This is a genomic window from Mycobacterium sp. ITM-2016-00316 (assembly GCF_002968335.2).
GTDB lineage: Bacteria > Actinomycetota > Actinomycetes > Mycobacteriales > Mycobacteriaceae > Mycobacterium.
Genome location: NZ_CP134398.1, coordinates 1,467,695 through 1,487,424, shown reverse-complemented (window position 1 = coordinate 1,487,424; position 19,730 = coordinate 1,467,695). Strand labels below are relative to the sequence as shown.

The 19,730-nt window shown below is 66.3% G+C and carries 16 protein-coding genes; 10 read left to right on the top strand and 6 right to left on the bottom strand.

Annotated features, from left to right (window positions below):
- Nucleotides 1-50: 50 nt before the first annotated feature.
- Nucleotides 51-1,091 carry a PDZ domain-containing protein gene (locus C6A86_RS07155; protein WP_199196394.1) on the bottom strand — a complete coding sequence of 347 codons (1,041 nt, stop codon included), beginning with the start codon at nt 1,089-1,091 and terminating at the stop codon, nt 51-53.
- Nucleotides 1,092-1,154: 63 nt separating this feature from the next.
- Between C6A86_RS07155 and C6A86_RS07150 the strand changes: the two genes are divergently transcribed.
- Genes C6A86_RS07150 through C6A86_RS07140 form a run of 3 tightly spaced genes read left to right on the top strand, consistent with a single transcriptional unit; the run spans nt 1,155 to nt 4,759 of the window.
- Nucleotides 1,155-2,510 (top strand): zinc-dependent metalloprotease, encoded by a 1,356-nt coding sequence (locus tag C6A86_RS07150; protein WP_199196393.1) that lies wholly within the window; start codon nt 1,155-1,157, stop codon nt 2,508-2,510.
- Between the two features lie 35 nt (nt 2,511-2,545).
- Nucleotides 2,546-3,385: a TOMM precursor leader peptide-binding protein gene (locus C6A86_RS07145; RefSeq protein ID WP_105365757.1), complete on the top strand. Its 840-nt coding sequence runs from the start codon at nt 2,546-2,548 to the stop codon at nt 3,383-3,385.
- Nucleotides 3,386-3,427: 42 nt separating this feature from the next.
- Nucleotides 3,428-4,759 (top strand): AarF/ABC1/UbiB kinase family protein, encoded by a 1,332-nt coding sequence (locus C6A86_RS07140; protein ID WP_199196392.1) that lies wholly within the window; start codon nt 3,428-3,430, stop codon nt 4,757-4,759.
- A 31-nt stretch (nt 4,760-4,790) separates the two neighbouring features.
- On the opposite strand, the gene C6A86_RS07135 is transcribed toward C6A86_RS07140, so the two are convergent.
- The 3 genes from C6A86_RS07135 to C6A86_RS07125 all read right to left on the bottom strand — a co-directional run bounded on the left by C6A86_RS07135 (nt 4,791) and on the right by C6A86_RS07125 (nt 7,627).
- A complete protein-coding gene (locus C6A86_RS07135; RefSeq protein ID WP_105365756.1) occupies nt 4,791-5,069 on the bottom strand; it encodes a WhiB family transcriptional regulator in 279 nt (92 codons plus the stop codon).
- 144 nt (nt 5,070-5,213) lie between these two features.
- A complete protein-coding gene (locus C6A86_RS07130; RefSeq protein WP_105365755.1) occupies nt 5,214-5,393 on the bottom strand; it encodes a hypothetical protein in 180 nt (59 codons plus the stop codon).
- A 140-nt stretch (nt 5,394-5,533) separates the two neighbouring features.
- Nucleotides 5,534-7,627, bottom strand: a complete 2,094-nt coding sequence (locus C6A86_RS07125) for an ATP-dependent DNA helicase UvrD2 (protein ID WP_199196391.1) — start codon at nt 7,625-7,627, stop codon at nt 5,534-5,536.
- A 99-nt stretch (nt 7,628-7,726) separates the two neighbouring features.
- Here C6A86_RS07125 and mrx1 point away from each other — a divergent pair, with 99 nt between their 5' ends.
- A complete protein-coding gene (gene mrx1, locus C6A86_RS07120) occupies nt 7,727-7,978 on the top strand; it encodes a mycoredoxin Mrx1 (protein WP_199196390.1) in 252 nt (83 codons plus the stop codon).
- Between the two features lie 28 nt (nt 7,979-8,006).
- Here the strand turns inward: mrx1 and C6A86_RS07115 are convergent, their stop codons facing one another.
- Complete coding sequence (locus C6A86_RS07115; RefSeq protein ID WP_105365754.1) at nt 8,007-9,854, bottom strand: sigma-54-dependent Fis family transcriptional regulator; 1,848 nt, start codon at nt 9,852-9,854, stop codon at nt 8,007-8,009.
- 189 nt (nt 9,855-10,043) lie between these two features.
- On the opposite strand from C6A86_RS07115, the gene C6A86_RS07110 reads away from it, so the two are divergent.
- Genes C6A86_RS07110 through C6A86_RS07085 form a run of 6 tightly spaced genes read left to right on the top strand, consistent with a single transcriptional unit; the run spans nt 10,044 to nt 18,829 of the window.
- Nucleotides 10,044-11,951 (top strand): hydantoinase/oxoprolinase family protein, encoded by a 1,908-nt coding sequence (locus C6A86_RS07110; RefSeq protein ID WP_105365753.1) that lies wholly within the window; start codon nt 10,044-10,046, stop codon nt 11,949-11,951.
- A 31-nt stretch (nt 11,952-11,982) separates the two neighbouring features.
- Nucleotides 11,983-12,411, top strand: coding sequence for an acetone carboxylase subunit gamma (locus C6A86_RS07105; protein ID WP_067999595.1), 429 nt, complete (start codon nt 11,983-11,985; stop codon nt 12,409-12,411).
- A 25-nt stretch (nt 12,412-12,436) separates the two neighbouring features.
- A complete protein-coding gene (locus C6A86_RS07100) occupies nt 12,437-14,566 on the top strand; it encodes a hydantoinase/oxoprolinase family protein (protein WP_105365752.1) in 2,130 nt (709 codons plus the stop codon).
- A gap of 22 nt (nt 14,567-14,588) precedes the next feature.
- Nucleotides 14,589-16,901 carry a hydantoinase B/oxoprolinase family protein gene (locus C6A86_RS07095; protein ID WP_105365751.1) on the top strand — a complete coding sequence of 771 codons (2,313 nt, stop codon included), beginning with the start codon at nt 14,589-14,591 and terminating at the stop codon, nt 16,899-16,901.
- A gap of 58 nt (nt 16,902-16,959) precedes the next feature.
- On the top strand, nt 16,960-17,748 hold the full coding sequence (locus tag C6A86_RS07090) for a hypothetical protein (RefSeq protein WP_105365750.1): 789 nt from the start codon (nt 16,960-16,962) through the stop codon (nt 17,746-17,748).
- A 34-nt stretch (nt 17,749-17,782) separates the two neighbouring features.
- On the top strand, nt 17,783-18,829 hold the full coding sequence (locus C6A86_RS07085) for an alcohol dehydrogenase catalytic domain-containing protein (protein ID WP_105365749.1): 1,047 nt from the start codon (nt 17,783-17,785) through the stop codon (nt 18,827-18,829).
- A 95-nt stretch (nt 18,830-18,924) separates the two neighbouring features.
- Here C6A86_RS07085 and C6A86_RS07080 read toward each other — a convergent pair whose 3' ends face one another.
- The gene (locus C6A86_RS07080; RefSeq protein WP_105365748.1) at nt 18,925-19,692 is read right to left on the bottom strand and encodes an IclR family transcriptional regulator; all 768 of its coding nucleotides are present in this window, start codon (nt 19,690-19,692) and stop codon (nt 18,925-18,927) included.
- Between the last annotated feature and the right edge of the window lie 38 nt (nt 19,693-19,730).

Here is a 19,730-nt window from a genome sequence, read left to right as displayed (position 1 = left end):
GAGGGGCCACGTCTTGTCCCAACTCTACGCAGTGCCCGCCAAGGAACCTCTCAGCATGTGGGGGGTTCGCCACCGGCAGAAATCGTGTTCAGCGCGTCGACGGCTGTGGTCAGCGTGTCCACCTTCACCAGCTGCAGGCCGTCCTGGTGCGCGGTGACGGCCTCGGCGCAGTTCTCGGCCGGGACCAGGAACACCGTCGCCCCGGCTTCCCGGGCCGCCAGCATCTTGTGGGTGATGCCGCCGATGGAGCCCACCTTGCCCTCGGCGTCGATGGTGCCGGTGCCTGCGACGAACTTGCCGTCGTTGAGCTCGCCGGTGGTCAGCTTGTCGACGACCGCCAGGCTGAACATCAGACCCGCCGACGGGCCACCGATATTGGCCAGGTTGAACTCGATGTCGAACATCGCCCACGGCGCGTCGAGCACCCCGACGCCCAGATACCCCTGCTTGCCTTCGGGGTGCTCGCCCAGCGTGATGGTGGCGGTACCGGCCGGGGCGTTCTTGCGGCGGTAGTCGATGACGATCTGCTCGCCGGGTCTGGTGTTCTTCACGACGTCCTGAAACGCCTTGAGGTCGGCCACCTCGACGTTGTTGACCATGTCGATGGCATCCCCGGGCTGCAGCTTGCCCGCCGAGGGCCCCTTGTCCTCCACGGTCTCGACGGTGACGGCCTTGGGGTACTTCAGGTAGGACAGGGCCGCGTATTCGGCGTCGTCCTCGGACCGTTTGAAGTCCGCGGTGTTGCCCTTGTCGATATCGTCCTTCGACTTGTCCGGCGGATAGACCAGCTCCCGCGGGATCAGCTGATCGCGGCCCGACATCCACAACACCAGGGCCTGGCCCAGGGTGAGCCCGTCGCGCTGGGACACCGTCGTCATGTTCAGGTGACCGGAGGTGGGATGGGTGATCTCGCCGGCCACCCCGTCGGTGCTCTTGATGTCCACGACCTGCTTGCCGTCGATCTCGCCGAGGGTGTCGAACGTCGGCCCCGGCCCCAACGCGACGAAGGGCACCGTCACCACCGACAGCAGCAACCCGAACGCCACGATGGGCACGAGCGCGACCACCAGCGTCAAAATCCGCCTGTTCACGCCGCCCACAGTAGAGCGCGTTCACCCACAGCGTGACCCGCGGCCCCACCCGCGCCGCCGTCGGTGGGTACCGTTGACGCTATGTCTGACCTGCCCTTCGGCTTCTCTCACGGAGACGACCCGGATCCTGACAAGCGCAAGAAAGATCCCTCCGGGGATCCGTTCGGGCTGGGCGGTGAAGGTTTCGACATGTCCGACCTCGGCCAGATCTTCACCCGGCTCGGCGAGATGTTCAGCGGTACAGGCAATATGGCCGCCGGCGGCCAGCAGGCCGGACCGGTCAACTACGACCTGGCCCGCCAGCTGGCCACCAGTTCGATCGGTTTCGTGGCGCCGATACCCGAATCCACCACGTCCGCGATCACCGACGCGGTGCGACTGGCCGAGACCTGGCTCGACGGGGCCACCGCGCTGCCGGCCGGTACCACCCGCACCGTGGCCTGGACGCCGACGGAGTGGCTGGACAACACCCTGGACACCTGGAAGCGGTTGTGCGACCCGGTGGCCCAGCAGATCTCCACGGTGTGGGCCTCGGCCCTGCCCCAGGAGGCCCAGGCGATGGCCGGACCACTGCTGGCGATGATGTCCCAGATGGGCGGGATGGCCTTCGGTAGCCAGCTGGGCCAGGCGCTGGGCAAGCTGTCCAAGGAGGTACTGACCTCCACCGACATCGGATTGCCACTGGGCCCCAAGGGCGTTGCCGCTCTGATGCCCGAGGCCGTGGACGCCCTGACCGAGGGTCTGGAGCAGCCGCGCAGCGAGGTACTGACCTTCCTGGCCGCCCGCGAGGCCGCCCACCACCGCCTGTTCAGCCACGTGCCGTGGTTGTCCAGCCAGCTGCTCAGCGCGGTCGAGTCGTTCGCCAAGGGCATGAAGATCGACATGAGCGGTATCGAGGACATGGCCCAGGGCTTCAACCCGGCGTCGCTGGCCGACCCGGCCGCCATGGAACAGTTGCTCAGTCAGGGCATGTTCGAACCCAAGGCGACACCGGAGCAGACCGCCGCGCTGGAGCGGCTGGAGACCCTGCTGGCGCTCATCGAGGGCTGGGTGCAGACCGTCGTCATCGCCGCGCTCGGGGATCGCTTGCCCGGCACCGAGGCGCTCAGCGAGACGCTGCGCCGTCGCCGCGGCACCGGCGGGCCCGCCGAGCAGACGTTCGCCACCCTGGTCGGGCTGGAACTGCGCCCCCGCAAGATGCGCGAGGCCGCCGCGCTGTGGGAGAAGCTGACCGAGGCCGTCGGCTCCGATGCCCGCGACGCGGTCTGGCAACACCCCGACCTGCTGCCCGGCGCCGCCGATCTCGACGAGCCGGCCGCCTTCATCGACCGGGCCATCGGTGGCGACACCAGCGGCATCGATCAGCTGCTCGAAGACCTGGAGCGCAACGAGCGTCCCGACGGCCCTGTGGATAACTGACGCGGCGATCGGGCCCGTCGTGACACAGTCGGGTGATGCGGCGCTACGCACTCAACCCGGCGATGCCGGTCTTGTTGCGGCCCGATGGAACCGTGCAGGTCGGCTGGGACCCGCGTCGCGCCGTGCTGGTGCACCCGCCCGCCGGATCCACCGGTCCGGCGCTGGCCACCCTGCTGCGTTCCATGCAGGATCCCGCCACCGTCGATGAATTGACCACGCGCGCTGCGGGCTTCGGGCTGCCACCGGCTACCGTGCCGGACCTGTTGGAGGCACTGGTCGCCGACGGTGTGGTGACCCGGACCCGTGCGTCGCTGCGATCGGTGGCGGTGCGGGTGCACGGCCGGGGCCCGCTGTCGGACCTGCTGTCCGGGGCGCTGAGCTGTTCGGGCACCCGGGTGACGCGCAGCAGCCGCCGGCACGCGGTGGTGACCACCGACCGCGCCGACCTCGTGGTACTGGCCGATGCGCTGGTCACCGACCCGCGGGTGCTGCGCGATCTGCACACCGCCCGGGTGCCGCATCTCCCGGTCCGGGTGCGTGACGGCACCGGCCTGGTCGGGCCGCTGGTGATACCCGGCCGGACTTCATGCCTGGCCTGCGCCGATCTACACCGCAGCGACCGGGACGCGGCCTGGCCGGCCCTGGCCGCGCAGCTTCGCCACACCGTCACCACTGCCGACCGGGCCACCGTGCTGGGCACCGCTGCGCTGGCGCTGACCCAGGTCGATCTGGTGATCCGGGCCATTCGTGATGATCTCGACTCGAGGGCCGCTTCGCGCACGCCCATCACACTGGACGCCACCGTCGAGTTCGACGTCGGCACCGGTTCGGTGGTGACACGACGCTGGTCGCGCCACCCCGCCTGCGGGTGCTGACATCGCTTGTTGCCAGTTCGTTGCGGCATATTCAGGCCGGTCGTGGATGATGGTTGGGTGTCCGAAATCAAACGAGGCAGCGTCGCGCGAAACGCGAAGCTCGCCAGCCTTCCCGTCGGCTTTGCCGGACGGGCCGCACTCGGGTTCGGCAAGCGGCTGGCCGGCAAATCCAAGGACGACGTCACCGCTGAGCTGATGGACAAGGCTGCCCAGCAGCTGTTCACGGTGCTCGGTGAACTCAAGGGCGGCGCGATGAAGGTCGGGCAGGCCCTGTCGGTGATGGAAGCCGCTATCCCCGAGCAGTACGGCAAGCCCTACCGCGAGGCGCTGACCAAGCTGCAGCGCGAAGCCCCGCCGCTGCCCGCGGCCAAGGTGCACCGCGTGCTCGACGGGCAGCTCGGTACCAAATGGCGCGACCGGTTCCAGTCCTTCGATGACAAGCCGATCGCCTCGGCCAGCATCGGTCAGGTGCACAAAGCGATCTGGTCGGACGGTCGCGAGGTCGCGGTCAAGATCCAGTACCCCGGCGCCGACGAGGCGCTGCGCGCCGACCTGAAGACCATCCAGCGGCTGACCAGTGTTTTCAAGCAGCTCGCCCCGGGCGCCGATATCGAAAGCGTCGTCGCCGAACTCATCGAGCGCACCGAGATGGAACTGGACTACCGGCTCGAAGCCGACAACCAGCGGGCCTTCGCCAAGGCCTACACCGACGACCCGCATTTCGTGGTGCCCGCGGTGATCGCGAGCGCCCCCAAGGTCGTCATCTCTGAATGGATCGAAGGCGTGCCGATGTCGGTCATCATCCGGGAGGGCACCCCCGAACAGCGCGATGTGATGGGCACCCGGCTCACCGAGCTGACCTTCGGCGCCCCCAAACGCCTGGAGATGATGCACGGTGACGCGCATCCCGGGAACTTCATGTTGATGCCCGACGGGCGGATGGGTGTCATCGACTTCGGTGCTGTCGCACCGCTTCCCGGCGGATTCCCGGCATCGTTGGGTAACTGCATCCGACTGGCCCGGGCCAAGAACTACGTCGAGCTGTTGCCCGCGATGGAGGCCGCCGGCTTCATCCAGAAGGGCGAGCAGGTGTCGGCTCAGGAGATCGACGACATGCTGCGCCAATACGTCGAACCCGTGGAGACCGAGGTCTTCCACTACACACGGCGCTGGATTCAGCGGATGGCCGCCGGCCAGATGGACAACTCGGTGGCGCACATCAAGATGGCGCGTCAGCTCGATCTGCCGGCCAACCTGGCCATCCCGCTGCGCGTCATCGCGTCGACCATCGCGATCTGCTGCCAGCTGGATGCCCATGTCCCGGTGAGAGCCATTGCCACCGAACTGGTTCCGGGTTTCACCGAAGCCGCCTAGCGTCTGGGCCGACCGGGCGGCCCAGCTGTAGCTAGGCCGCCCGGCCCTCCCGAGCATCCTTGCGCGGACGTCCACGCGGCCGCTTGCGCGCCACGATGGTTCCGCGTTCGATGATCTCGCCACCCCAGACTCCCCACGGCTCCTGGCGTTCCAGCGCCTCGTTTAGGCACAGACTCCGGATCGGGCAATCGGCGCACAGCGCCTTGGCCCGCTCCAGCTCGGTCGGGCTTTCGGCGAACCACAGATCGGGATCGGCCTCGTGGCACGGCACCGCGGGCAGTGTTCGCTCAGGGCATGCCTGGACGGACATGTCTTCCCCTACTTCCTGGTCGTTTCTTCGGTGTCGGTGTACTTGACCGGACCGGATGACCAGGGCTTTCGGGTGTTCCGAAAACAATGGCCACGGATCCGGTTGCGCGGGTCCGTGGCCTTTTCGGCGGTTTTGGGGGCTTACCTAGGTGGTGCCCCACTTCACGGACTCGGCGGTCGTTTCGGCGGTGCGGCGCTTATGCTGCGGCGCGGCGGCAGCGGGCGCCCAACCAGCTCGATGCACGGCGGGAATGCCGACGACGGCGCGGGCGGACAGCGGCATACCGCTGACGTTTACGCGCTGCTGCATGGTGAAAATCGTCATGATGCCGAATCCCTCCTCTCGCCTGACAAAAAAGTAGCCCCACAGAACTTGTGATCTTGAGGCTAGAGCCTAACAGCCCGAACGCACAAGCGATTTTCTGACCAGCGGGTTTGGCAGAATCTGTGCGGAAGTTGGCAGGCTCAGGACCGGGCTTTCACCAGCGCCAGCACATCGGGGCCGTACTGTTCCAGCTTGCGGGCACCGATACCGGGAATTGCCACCAGTGCGGCGGCATCGGCGGGCAGCGTCTCGGCGATGGCGATCAGCGTGTTGTCGGTGAACACCACGAACGCCGGCACCTTCATCTCCTGGGAGACGCGCAGCCGCCAGTCCTTGAGCTCGGCCAACAGTTCGACGTCGATATCGGACGGGCAGCTCTCGCAGCGGCGCAGCATGATCGCGGTCGGGCCGTTCAGCGCCCCGTTGCAGACCCGGCAGCGCGGCGTTGCGCCCTTGGCGCGTTTCGGGCGGGCGGGTGCCGCGTCAGCCGGGGACTGTGGGGCGACCCCGTTGAGGAACCGGGACGGGCGCCGGCCCTGTCGCCCGCCGGGGGTGCGGGCCAGCGCCCAACTGAGCGCCAGATGCACCCGCGCCCGGGTGACACCGACATAGAGCAGCCGGCGTTCCTCCTCGACCGCCTCGCTGTCGGGTCCGTGGGACAGCGCATGCGAGATCGGCAGGGTGCCGTCGGCCAGCCCGACCAGGAACACCGCGTCCCACTCCAGGCCCTTCGCCGCGTGCAGCGAGGCCAGCGTGACGCCCTGCACGACCGGTGGGTGCCGAGAGTCGGCCCGCTGACGCAGTTCGGTGAGCAGCGTCGGCAGATCCAGCGAAGGCCGTTGCGCCACTTCGTCATCCACCAGTTCGGCGAGCGCGGTCAGCGCTTCCCAGCGTTCCCGGGCCTGGGTGCCCGCGGGAGGTTCGGCCGTCAGGCCCAGCGGCTCCAGCAGCGACCGGACCAGACCGGGCAGATCGTCGCCGTACTCGCTGTTGACGTTGCGCTGTAACGCGATCAGCGCCTGCCGGATCTCCTGCCTGCTGAAGAACCCTTCACCGCCGCGCACCTGGAAGGCGATACCGGCCGCGGTGAGCGCCTCCTCGTACACCTCGGACTGGGCGTTGATGCGGTAGAGCACCGCGATTTCGGCTGCGGGAGTGCCGGACTCGATGAGCTTCTTGATCTTCTTCGCGACACCGGCCGCCTCGGCCACCTCGTCGGGATGCTCGGCGAAGGACGGTTTGGGGCCCGGGTCACGCTGACCGATCAGGTGCAGCTTGCTGCCGGCCATCCGGCCACGCGCGGCGGCGATGACCCGGTTGGCCAGCGACACCACCTCCGGGGTGGACCGGTAGTCGCGTTCCAGGCGCACGACGGTGGCCTCGGGGAAGCGCCGGGAGAAGTCCAGCAGGAACTTCGGGGTGGCCCCGGTGAACGAGTAGATGGTCTGGTTGGCGTCCCCCACCACCGTCAGATCGTCACGCTCACCGAGCCAGGCGTCGAGCACCCGCTGCTGCAGCGGCGTGACGTCCTGGTACTCGTCGACGACGAAGCAGCGGTAGCGGTCCCGGAATTCCTGGGCGACCGCCGCGTCGTTCTCGATCGCGGCCGCAGTGTGCAGCAGCAGGTCATCGAAATCCAGCAGGGCGGTGCCGTCGCGGTGCGTTTTGAGTCGCTCGTAGTTGTTGTAGACCTTGGCCACGGTGCCCGCGTCCATCGGGACGTCGCGGCGGGTCTTGGCGACCGCGGCGGTGTACTGCTCGGGCGTGATCAGCGAGGCCTTGGCCCATTCGATTTCGCCGGCGAGGTCGCGTACGTCATCGGTACTGGCCTTCACCGCCGCCTTGTTGGCGGCCTGCGCCACCACCGAGAACTTGCTGTCGAGCAGTTGCCAGCCGGTGTCGCCGACCACCCGCGGCCAGAAATACTGCAGCTGGCGCCGGGCCGCGGCGTGGAAGGTGACGGCCTGGACGGCGGCCGTCGGCACCCCGGACTGCTCACCGAGGGCCCGCAGCCGACTGCGCATCTCGCCGGCCGCGCGGGCGGTGAACGTCACCGCCAGCACCTGGCCGGGCGCGACGTGCCCGCCCACCACCAGGTGGGCGATGCGGCGGGTGATGGTGCGGGTCTTGCCGGTGCCGGCTCCGGCCAACACACAGACCGGACCACGCGGCGCGAGCACGGCTTCGCGCTGTTCGTCGTCGAGGTCGCCGAGGAGACTGTCGACGGACGGCATGCCGTCCATCATGGCAGGAGGCTCCGACATCAGCAGCGCCCGTGTCGCCGCATAGGCTGGCGGGGAAATACGCACCGACGTCGATAGGTTAGTTCTGACATGGCCCCCACTTCTGAAGCCCAGCTGACCATGTACACCACGTCGTGGTGCGGCTTCTGCAACCGGCTCAAGACGGCGCTGAAGGCCGAGGGCATCGCCTGGGACGAAATCGACATCGAGGCCGATCCGTCCGCCGCCGAATTCGTCGGGTCGGTGAACAACGGCAACCATGTGGTGCCGACGGTGAAATTCGCGGACGGGTCCACGCTGACCAACCCGAACGTCAAGCAGGTCAAGGCCAAGCTGGCCTAGCAGCGGGTACGCCGGCAGCCACTGGAGCTCACGCAGTGATGCCGTAGGCCTTGACCTTCCGGTACAAACTCGACCGCGACATCCCCAGATGCGCCGCCGCCGCGACCCGATTGCCACCGGTATCGCGCAACGCCGTCACGATGGCGTCGCGTTCGGCGGCCTCCAGCGGGGTCAACGCGTGACGGGACGCAGTCTGACAATACCCGGGCAGATCGGACTCTTGGATTTCACCTACCGGCCTGCGCCGCACCGCATGCACCAGCGCCTCACGCAGCTGAGAAATGTTGCGCGGCCACGAGTATCGCGCGATCAGACGTTGCGCCTCGGGGCTGAGGCGCACCTTACGAGCGGGCGCGATCCCGCGCAGCAACGCCGCGGTGAGCGCCGCCAGATCGTCGGTACGGCAACGAAGCGGCGGAATCGCTATCGACACTTCGAAATGATGCAGCAGCTGGCGAAACGGAAGATCGGCAGCGGACGCCGAGTCGGACCCGGTGGCAACCACCCAGGCCGGCCCTTCCATCGCCGCCACCGCCGAGAAATACGACCCCAGGCGCTCGACGCTGTCGGTACTGCCCTTGTCGATGTCGCGAATGATGTGCAGTGTCGGCTCAGCGGGATAACCGAGCAATGAGCCGAGGTCGGAGGCCGGACCCTCGACGCTGAGCTGGGTGGCGTCCACCGAGATCGCTCGCCCGCTCGGATACACCGCATGGAACAATTCGGCCACCAGGGTGAACTTTCCCGACCCCGGTTCACCGACGACCAAAGCTGGCCGGCCCTGTTCAAGGGCCTGGCACAAATCCGTACACGCACGCACCCAGGCCGGCGAGGTGCCCCCCGCCATCGAGTCCCGTGAGCGCGACAAACCGCCGACGATCTGCGAAGTCTGCGGTGTGGCGACGGCGACCTGAGGCAACTGCTGCTCGCTGAAGTCCGCGGGCGACCCAGGCTGACGCACGGTCACGACATCGGCGATCACCACCATGCCCGCCACCTCCGCCCCCGCCAGGATCCGGGTTCCCCGGATGCGGACCAGGCGCTCTCCGGGCAAGGTGATGGTGTCGCTGACTCTGTCCTTGCCCGCCATGAGGAACATCGCATGCTCACGTACGGCGCGCTGTTCGTCGGCGTCGAACATCTGCTGAGCGGCCGAATTGGCCATGAAGACCGAATCTCCGAACGCGAACACCGCCTGCCGAGCGGCCCGCGCGGTGACCTTGAGATAGGTGTCGAAGATGGCACGTTGTGCCTGTCCCCGGTCGAGCAGAAGATTGCGCCCGATGTCCTTGGCCGCGCTCTTGACAAGGGTGTGCATCAGCGGACTCCACGTCGATGACAGCGTCGAGATGTCCAGCACTCCCTCCAGACGGCCCGTCACCGGGTCGATGACCGGGGCGCCCGTACAGGCGAACAGATGCAGGTTCTCGCTGAAATGCTCGGGGCCGACCACGCTGACCGGTTGTCCCGCTTCGAATACCGTGCCGATGCCGTTGGTGCCCATCGTCGACTCGGCATAACTGAATCCGGGGGCCAGATGCACCCGGTCCAGCAGCCTGGCCACGGCGGTAGAACTGTCGATACGCTCCACCACCCGGGCCTTCTTGTCGGTCAGCGCAATCACCAGCGGCATGTCCGCGGTATCGATCTCCAACTGTTGCAGCACCGGTCGCGCGCAGCGCACCAACAGCGAGGCCGTGTCGATCTCATCGGTGAACTGCACGTCCGGATGCGACACGTCCACCCCGGCCGCCTGGCTGCGCTCCCATGATGCGGCGAGGACGTCGGAGACGCCGGCGGCGCCGCTGCCGCCGTACTCAAGGAAGTCCGCCCGTGCGGCAGCAACCCGCAGTAACCGCGTATCGCTGTTGGGCATGGGCCACCTCCTGACTGGTCATCACCCAGTGTGAACGAGGCACACATCACAACCAAGTCTTCCGATGTCCGATATTGGGACACCCCGCCCCGTGAGACACAGTTCACGCTTGGACGAGCGATGTGGCGCACAGCACAGATGCCGCACGCTCCACGCATTCATATATGCGAATCCCACGAACGGAGTGCCATGGGAACCCTCATCAACATCGACAACGGTGGAACGCTGACCGACATCTGTGTCTGGGACGGCGGTGCGTTCACCTTCACTAAGACCCTGACAACCCAGCACGATCTGTCGGAATGCCTGTTCAGCGGTATCGAGAAGGCGTCGACCGCCCTCTACGGCGAGGCCGACACCACCCGGCTGCTGCACGCCACCGAGCACATCCGATATTCGACCACCCAGGGCACCAATGCCCTGGTACAGCGGCGCGGACCGATGATCGGCATCCTCACCACGCTGGACACCCTCGATACCCGGATGCAGAACACTGCCGCCGAGGAGAAGCTGTTCACCGGGTTGGTTGCCGATCGCTTCCTGACGATCGACCCCGAGGCCGCGGACTTCGAGTTCGACGCCGTCCAGAAGGTGAACCGGCTCACCACCCTCGGGGCGGCGCGGGTCGTCGTCGCTGGGGGCAGCGCGGACGAGGAAAGACGGCTGCGGCACATTCTGCTGCGCAAGTTCCCCCGGCACCTGCTTGGTTCGGTGCCGCTGCTCTACAGCTGGGAGTTGGCCGGCGACCGCGACGACGCACGCCGCGTGTGGTCCTGCGTGGTCAACGCTTTCCTGCATCCGACGATGGAGCGGTTCCTCTACGGGGCCGAACGGCGCCTGCAGGACTACAAGGTGGTCAACCCGCTGCTGGTCTACCGCAACGACGGCGCCTCCTCGCGGGTGGCGAAATCGATTGCCCTCAAGACATATTCGTCCGGACCTCGCGGAGGCCTGGAGGGCACCGCGGCGCTGGCGAAGGTGTACGGACTGTCGCACGCACTGATGATGGACATCGGGGGCACCACGACCGACGTCGGCGTCGTGGAAGACGGATCGGTGGCGGTGTCGGACCGGGGCGCCATCGAAGGTGTGCAGATCTCCTATCCGATGAGTGATGTGGCCTCGGCGGGTGTCGGCGGTTCCTCGGTCATCCAGGTCGTCGACGGCAGCATCACCGTGGGCCCGCAGTCCGTCGGTGCCGCACCCGGGCCGGCTTGCTTCGGATTCGGCGGCAAGCAAGCCACGATCACCGACGTCAACCTGCTGCTGGGGGTCCTCGACGCCGACACCTACCTCGACGGCACCTTCACCCTCGACGCATCCAGATCCCGCACGGTGGTCACCGAAACGATCGCGGACCCGCTGGGCATCTCGCTGGAGGAAGCCCTGATCCGGATGGAGCATGCCTACTTCCAGGCGTTGTCGGCATCGTTCGGGCACCTCGTCAGCGACGGCACCACACTGCTGGCATTCGGCGGGGCCGGACCTATGAGTGCCACCGGCGCAGCCAGACTGGCCGGTGTCAAGAAGGTGCTCGTCCCACGCACGGCGGCGGTGTTCTCTGCCTTCGGAATCTCGTTCTCCGACATCGGCAAGACCTACGAGGTGCTGATCGACGAGCCCAGCGCCGACGCCGCCCGCGCGACGCACGCCGCACTGCTGGCCCGCGCGGAACGGGACATGTTCCAGGAAGGGTATGCGCTGGCCGACTGCCACACGACCTGGCAGCTGCTGGTCGAGAACCCCGATGACGCAACGGTGTCACAGCTGCCGTATGAGCCCGGTGACGAGGTCGACTATCCCGGCGCCGTGGTGTCGCTGCAGTTGAATGCCGCTGCGCCACTGCCTCACCCGAACCTCGAGACGGATGTCCCGATTCGGCCGGTGGCCGCCCCGGCACAGGGAACGCGCGCGGTTCGTTCGACCGCCGACCGGATCGATGACGTCGCCGTGCATGTCCTCGATGAACTCTCACCCGGACATACCGGAGAGGGGCCGGCCATCATCGAGGGCCCGTTCTTCACCGCTCGAGTCCTGCCGGACTGGTCATTCCGGGTCACGGCGGCCGGCGACCTGATGCTCACCGACATCCACTGATCCAAACCCGTACTCAGAAAGGAGGACTCCCATGCGAGTCCCCATGACCGAATACCTCGTGATCGACCTCGACTCCGAACGTTGGGTGTGCCGGGTGTGCGCCCACGACATGGGCTCGGCGCACGAGAACTACAAGCCGGGAACGCTGGTGTACGACCGGGATCCCCGGGAGATCCACCAGCCGATCATCGACCCCGACCGCTACGAGTACACATTCAGCCCCGACCCCACGTACTGCCGGATTCTGGAGTATTACTGCCCCGGCTGCGCGACCCAGATCGAATGCGAGTACCTCCCCCCGGGGCACCCGCCGGCCGTCGACATCCTCGTCGACATCCCGGCGCTGCGAAAGCAATGGGAACAACGCGGCATCGATGCCGAAGCGGCGCACAACTACGGCCCCGGCGAGGACGCCCAGAAGTACACCGCAGCACTCAAGGCCGCCGGCCACACCCACTGACCGGAGAATCAGGAGATTTACTGACATGAAACGAATATCGGTCGACATCGGTGGCACGTTCACCGACTGCTTCTTCGTCTGGGACGGCAACTACGTCGACGCCAAGGCGCTCACCACCCATCACAACCTGGCCATCGGGTTCAACGAGGCCCTCGACCTGGCGTGCAAACGCGCCGGGCTGGACCGCTCGACCGTGCTCTCCGAGGTCGATTCGGTGCGATACGCAACCACCCTCGGCACCAACGCACTTATCGAGCGCAACGGTCCGAAGGTGGCCGCGATCGTCACCCACGGCTTCGAGGACACCATCCCGCTGTCGCGCGGCCGGGGCTACGGCGAGGGTCTGGACTACGCGATGCAGCAGAACCTGCCCGCTGCGGAACGACCGGAACCCCTGGTGCCGCGGCAGCTGATCCGATCGGTCAAGGAGCGGATCAACTCCGCCGGTAAGGTGGTCGCGCGGCTGGATCCCGAGGACGTCCGCACCGTGGTCCGCGAACTCGTCGACGCCGGCGCCGAAGCCATCGTCGTGTCGTTGGTCAACGCCACCGAGAACCCCGAACACGAACTCGCGATCCAGGAGATCATTCTCGACGAGTTCCCGCCGCACGAACTCGGTGCCATCCCGATGCTGCTCGGCCACCAGGTGTCGGGACGCAAGGGCGAATACGTCCGTGCCACGTCGACGATCATCGACGGCTATCTGCACGAGATCATGTTCCACGCGCTGGCCCAGCTGTCCAGCAACCTGCGCGACTTCGGTTATGACAAGCCGATGCTGGTGATCCACAACTCCGGTGGCATGGCGCAGATGAACTCCACCGATGCCCTGCAGACCATCCACTCCGGCCCCATCGCCGGGGTGGGAGCCGCCGAGCACCTCTCGAACGAGACCGGGCTCGGCCATGTCATCGCCACCGATATGGGGGGCACCTCCTTCGATATCGGCCTAGTGCCCGAGGGCGGGGTCAAACACTACGACTTCCTGCCCACCATCGACCGCTGGCTGGTGTCGGTGCCGATGGTGCACCTGGACACCCTCGGTGCCGGCGGCGGATCGATCGCGAGCTACGACCGCATCCACAACTCCGTCAAGATCGGCCCGAAATCGGCCGGCTCCAACCCGGGCCCGGCATGTTACGACCGCGGCGGATTGAAGCCGACCGTGACCGACGCCGACCTGGTGCTGGGCTACCTCGACCCGGACAACTACGCCAACGGCTATATCAAGCTCAACCGCAAGCGCTCGATGTTCGCCATCGAGGAGGAGCTCAGCGACCCGCTCGATATGGATCCGATCGAGGTCGCACGCGTGATCAAGGACGGTGTCGACGAGCAGATGGCCATCGGCATCGGCAAGGAGCTGCGGGTGCGCGGCTACCTGCCGGAGGACTTCACCATGCTGGCCTACGGCGGCAACGGGCCGCTGCACGCCTGTGGGGTTGCTCGGCACGCCGGTATCAAACGTGTGCTGGCACCGCCCTTCTCATCAGTGTTCTCGGCATGCGGTGCGGGCAACATGAAGCAGTTGCACTTCCACGAGCGAGGCGTGCACGTCACCATGTACAACGCCACCACTCGGGCGCTGTATGACAACTACGACGAGTTCAATGCCGTCGTCGCGGAACTCGAGGCGCGCGGCCGCGAGGACCTGGTGCGGCAGGGATTCTCCGAACAGAATGTCCAATACCGTCTGGAACTGGACATGCGTTACGGCAATCAGCTGCTGACTCAGGCGGTGGCACTGTCCGATATCCACCGGATCTCCGGCGTCGGCGATGTGCTGGACGTCATCAAGACGTTCGGCGATGTCTACAGTCACCGTTTCGGCGCGTCATCGGCGGCACCGGAAGCCGGAATCCGTTGCAGCACCATCCGAGTGGCCTCCTATGTGGACGGCGACGTGGTGAACTTCGAACCGCTCGACGCCGGTGGGCAACGTAGCGCGCCGGAGCCGGTCGGCCACCGCAGCGCCCACTTCATCGGGATCGACAAGCCGATCGACACCCCGGTGTTCGACGACAGCGCCCTGGCCCCCGACCGGGTCATTGCCGGCCCGGCCATCGTGACCACCGAGAACACCACCTTCCTGGTCGAACCCGGTTGGCGACTGGAGCCCACTGCCCAGGGCGCTGTCTGGTTCCTGCAGGACTGACCACAAACGTAAGGACTAGAAGATGACAACAGTCAACGAACGCCCGACCGGCACGCTCACCGACGAAGAGCAGCAATGGGTGGACCGCTTCATGGACGAGACCACTCTCTTCCTCGGCCCAGACCGCGAAATCATGCGCAGCCACAGCATTTCCGAGCGATCGGATCATGAAGAGGTGGCCATCGCCGCCGGCGTGGACCGGCTGCAGGTCGAACGCATCCGCAAGCGCATCGCGGGCGCCCTCGACGAGGGTTATGAGATGTGCGAGGCCCAGGGTGCCGCCCCCGGCGCCAAATGGGGCGACCTCACCACCGCGATCTACACCGCCTCCGGCGATGTCTCATATCTGTCCTGCCACGGAGTGATCGCATTCAGTGCGATCCTGCACCACCCGATCCGGTACATCATGAAGTACTGGAAGGACGAACCCACCGTCGGGGTGAACCCGGGTGACGGATTCATCCACAACGATGCCCGGTACGGCAACGTGCACAACACCGACCAGTCGATGATCATGCCGATCATGCGCGACGGCGAGATCATCGCCTGGGTGGCCGCCACCATCCACGAAGGCGAGAACGGGGCGTGCGAACCCGGTGGCATGCCCTCGGGTTCGGAGACGGCGTTCGACGACGGGCTGCGGATGAGCCCGTTCAAGATCGTCGAGCGCGGGGAGTTGCGCCGGGATCTGCTGACCTTCCTGCAGCATTCGGTGCGCGACCCCAAGCTTCAGCTCGCCGACCTCAAGGTGAAGATCACCGCAGTTCGCAAGATCATGGAACGCATCGACGCCGTGATCGACGAGGTCGGTGTCGACACCTTCGTGGGCGCACTGCGCACCACGGTCGAGGATGTCGACGTCGAAGTCCGCCGCCGGATCGCCGAACTCCCCGATGGCACCTACCGCTTCGACCAGTTCATGGACAGCACCCTCAAAGAGAACATCCTCATCAAGTTCGCCTGCACGATCACGGTCAAGGGTGACCACATGACCGTGGACCTGCGCGGCACCGGTCCCGAAATCCTCAATCGGGCCATCAATTCGCCGCTGTGTTCGGTGAAATCGATGATGATGCAGGCCATTCTGGCGTTCTGGTGGCCCGATCTGCCCCGCTGCACCGCCGCGATGAGCTGCATCGACATCATCTCCGACGAAGGCACATGGGCCGACGCATCCTACGATGCCCCGATGGGCCAGTCGTTGCAGGCCTCATTTCGCGGATTCTCCTGCATGCAGGCGCTCTACGGCAGGATGTCCTTCTCCACCCCGAACAAGTACAGCAACGTGGTGTCCAACTGGTTCAACCAGATCAACACCTTCCTCTGGGGCGGCATCACCCAGCACGGGGACATGGTCGGCAACCTGTGCGCCGATCTCAACGGGATGCCCGGCGGCGCAAAACCGTTCCGGGACGGCGAGGATGCGATCTCTCCGCTGTTCTGCGCCATGGCCGATACCGCCGAGCAGGAGGTGATGGAGGAAGAGGTGCCGTTCATGCAGCTCGTCGCCAAGCGCCTGGTCCGCGACAACATGGGATTCGGGAAGTTCACCGGCGGAATGGGTTACGAGATGATCGTGGCCGCCGAAGGTACACCCCAGTGGGGCTTCATGACGGTGACATCGGGTGCCAAGTTCTCCTCGATCTACGGCATGTACGGCGGCTACGGCTGCGGTACCTATCCGCTGGCGATGGTCAAGGGCACCAACGTCTACGAGCACTTCCGGACCGACAACATGAAGTTCGACCTGTCGATCGAGAAGGTCATGAACGAGCGTCCCTTCCCGGACGGTCGATACTCCACGTCGCACATGGGCCTGCAGTTCGACCTCGCCAAGGACGGTGAGCTGTACATGATCAGCCAGGGTGCCGGCGGCGGATACGGCGACCCGCTGGAGCGCCGGCCGGAATCGGTGATCCACGATGCCGAACTGGGCCGAATCAGCCAGAAGGTGGCCGAGGACATCTTCGCCGTTCGCTACGATCCCGCGACGTTCCGCATCGACGCGGCCGGCACCGAGGCCGCCCGGGCCGCCGCACGCAAGCAACGCCTGCAGCGGGGTAAGCCGTTCGCGGAATTCTGCGCGGAGTTCGTCACACCGGAGCCTCCGAAGGATCTGCCGTACTACGGATCCTGGGGAACCTGGACGCCGGAGAAACAGGACATCACCGCGACCGTCTACTCCATCGACGGTCCCGAGCGGGTCTGTGCACCCCTGGCGGACCTTCCGATCGTGATGGTCCCGGATCGTCGCGAGGTCAAGATCGGCAAGCTCGAGGCCCGCATCGCCGAGCTCGAAGCCAAGCACGGCGAGCAGATCACCCGACTCACCTGAACCAGGTGGCGGTCCCGGATGTCCCCCGGGACCGCCACCAACCCCGAAAGGCAGTTCCATGAGCGCGAAATCGCTGGCAGTCGCCACCCCGAGCGGGCGTGGCCGAGCGCTGTTGATCGACGATGCCGATTACTCGACCGCGGTGATCCGCCAGGGTTCACCAATTCCGTGGACCGACACCACCCTTGCGACAGCACATTTCGATCGGGTCAGGGCGTTGCTCGATCCTGATGCGCTATGGGTGGACATCAGGCGACTGTTCGTCGCGCACACCGATGCCCGCACGGACCTCGTCACGGCGATGGGTGCGCGCACCCGCGTCGGCTATCCGCTGCGCACCCTGTTGACCGATGCCGATGTGCTCGCCGCAAGCCAGGAGATGCTGGAGACGGTGGCGAAAACGGCACGGCGCCAGTTGCTCCTGCATATTCCATCGCCCGCATCCTGGCTGTCGACCGCCCACGAGATCGCGGGCAACCCCCTCGCCGAGGTGGACGCCGACCGCGCCGACAGCGCATCGATGTACATTGCCGAGTGGCTGGGACAGCTCGGTTCGCTACCGGTCGCGCTGATCCTGCTGGACGCTCGAAACACCCCGCTCGCAGAAACATTGGCGGACTATACGGCCGTGACCAATGTGTCATCGCACTTCGACTGGACACCGGCGATGTGGAATGACGACGGAATCGACACCGCGGACGGACATCCCAGCATCGGCCTGATCGGTGCGGAATTCTGGACTGGGGCCGCCGACGCGACCGTCCCCGACGCCGATGTGCTCGTCACCTCGATCCCGGCGTCGGCATCACCGGAACGCGTCCTCGATCAACTCGCAAAACTCAACTGATACCGAGAATCACGATCAACAAAGGAGCCCAGACATGAAGGCGATGGTGTACCACGGGAACGGGAAGGCGGGCTGGGAGGATGTGCCGGACGCCGCGATCGTCGACCCGACCGACGCTGTCGTGCGGGTGGACGCGGCCACCATCTGCGGGACAGACCTGCATATTCTGCGCGGCCACGTCCCCACCGCCGACAAGGGCCGCGTGCTGGGGCACGAGGCCGTGGGGACGGTCATCGCGACCGGTTCGGGTGTGCGACGGCTGTCTGTCGGTGACCGCGTGCTGGTGTCCTGCGTCAGCGCCTGCGGCAGTTGCCGCTACTGCCGGCGCACAAGCTATGGCCAATGCACCGGCGGTGGCGGCTGGATCCTCGGGCACCGGGTCGACGGAACCCAGGCCGAATACGTTCGAGTTCCGTTCGCGGACAACTCGACACACATCGTTCCCCCCGGCGTGAGCGATGAGAAGATGATCGCGTTGGCAGATCTGCTTCCGACCGGATACGAGGTCGGGGCACTGAACGGCCGGACCCGCCCCGGCGACACGGTGGCCGTTGTGGGTGCCGGGCCGATCGGCCTGGCCGCGATCATGGCGTCACGACTGTTCAGTCCCAGTCGCATCGTGGCCATCGATCTCGCCGACACTCGACTCGACGCCGCTCGCAAGTTCGGCGCAGACGTCGTCATCAATCCCGGCCGCGAGGACCCGGAGGCGTTGGTCGCCGAATTGACCGGCGGCGCAGGCGCGGACGTGACCATGGAGGCCGTCGGGCTGGCCTCGACCTTCGAACTCGCGGTGCGGTTGGCGCGCCCCGGCGGGCACGTCGCCAATATCGGCGTGCACGGCGGACCGGCCACGCTTCACCTGGAAGACATCTCGATCAAGAACCTCACCATCACCACCGGTCTGGTCGACACGTGTTCGACCCCCACCCTGATCGACCTCGTCGCGGCCGAGCGGCTCGACACATCGTCGATGATCACCCACCGCTACCACTTCGACGATTTCGAAGGCGCCTACCAGGATTTCGGCAACGCCGCCGAGACGGGCGCACTGAAGGTTCTCCTCACTGCCTCAAGCTGAGTCCGCCACCTACATCGCCGAAACTGCAACCAGGAAGGCAAAGTTCGAGTGCACGCCGTCTGGAATACAGTTTCGGCGCTGGGCGGGCCGGGATACTAGCGGCGCAGGCGTAGCGACAGACGGTGCGCCTGCGCCAACAGCATGTCGCCCAGGATGGGGCATCGGTCAGGCCGAAACCTGGTTTCGACCCCGGTCAGGCTCAACGCCCACGCGGGTTGACCGTATCGGTCGAAGACCGCCGCGCCGATACCCCAGCTGCCTTCGACCAACAGCGCGGGATTGACCGCATAGCCGGTGGCCTGGGTCGACCTCATCCGTTCTCGAATCATCGGTTCGGAATGCGCAGATCCCCAATTTATTTCGGGCGAAGTACGGGCAAAGAACTCATCGGCTTCTCGTTCGGGGAGGTGACTGATGATGGCCAGGCCCGCCGACGCGACACCGAGTGGGAAACGGATGCCGGTCTGCAAGACGTGTGACCGCAGCGGAAAACTGCCTTCCTGGGCATACACGCAAACCGTCTCGTCGCCTCGCCGAGCCGACAAGAACGCGCTCTCCCCCGATTCCCGCGCCAGTTCCGCAACGATGTCGCGGGCCTGCTCCACGATGTCGTAGCGGTTGGCCGCGCTCGCCCCCAACAGATACAGCTCCGGGCCCAGCGTCCACCGTCCGGTCTTGCGGTCACGATCGACAAGGCCCTCCTCACCCAGCGCCGTCAGTAGCCGGTGCGCGGTAGGCCGCGCCAGCCCGGCGACTCTGGCCACATCGGTGGTAGATGCACCGTCCGGCTCGCTCGCACCCACCGCCCGCAACAGCGCGCCGGTACGGGCAATGACGCCGAGGACGTTCGCGGTCTCACTCACGCTCTCCAGGATAGGTGTTCATTGAGTGGACGCAATGA

Bases quoted from the DNA above. Each gene is read 5' to 3' on its own strand.
- C6A86_RS07100 (WP_105365752.1), top strand. From the start codon at position 12,437: ATGAAACGAATATCGGTCGACATCGGTGGCACGTTCACCGACTGCTTC.
- C6A86_RS07110 (WP_105365753.1), top strand. From the start codon at position 10,044: ATGGGAACCCTCATCAACATCGACAACGGTGGAACGCTGACCGACATC.
- C6A86_RS07145 (WP_105365757.1), top strand. From the start codon at position 2,546: ATGCGGCGCTACGCACTCAACCCGGCGATGCCGGTCTTGTTGCGGCCC.
- C6A86_RS07090 (WP_105365750.1), top strand. From the start codon at position 16,960: ATGAGCGCGAAATCGCTGGCAGTCGCCACCCCGAGCGGGCGTGGCCGA.
- C6A86_RS07085 (WP_105365749.1), top strand. From the start codon at position 17,783: ATGAAGGCGATGGTGTACCACGGGAACGGGAAGGCGGGCTGGGAGGAT.
- C6A86_RS07125 (WP_199196391.1), bottom strand. From the start codon at position 7,627: ATGCCGTCCGTCGACAGTCTCCTCGGCGACCTCGACGACGAACAGCGC.
- C6A86_RS07115 (WP_105365754.1), bottom strand. From the start codon at position 9,854: ATGCCCAACAGCGATACGCGGTTACTGCGGGTTGCTGCCGCACGGGCG.
- C6A86_RS07095 (WP_105365751.1), top strand. From the start codon at position 14,589: ATGACAACAGTCAACGAACGCCCGACCGGCACGCTCACCGACGAAGAG.
- C6A86_RS07135 (WP_105365756.1), bottom strand. From the start codon at position 5,069: ATGTCCGTCCAGGCATGCCCTGAGCGAACACTGCCCGCGGTGCCGTGC.
- C6A86_RS07130 (WP_105365755.1), bottom strand. From the start codon at position 5,393: ATGACGATTTTCACCATGCAGCAGCGCGTAAACGTCAGCGGTATGCCG.
- C6A86_RS07105 (WP_067999595.1), top strand. From the start codon at position 11,983: ATGCGAGTCCCCATGACCGAATACCTCGTGATCGACCTCGACTCCGAA.
- mrx1 (WP_199196390.1), top strand. From the start codon at position 7,727: ATGGCCCCCACTTCTGAAGCCCAGCTGACCATGTACACCACGTCGTGG.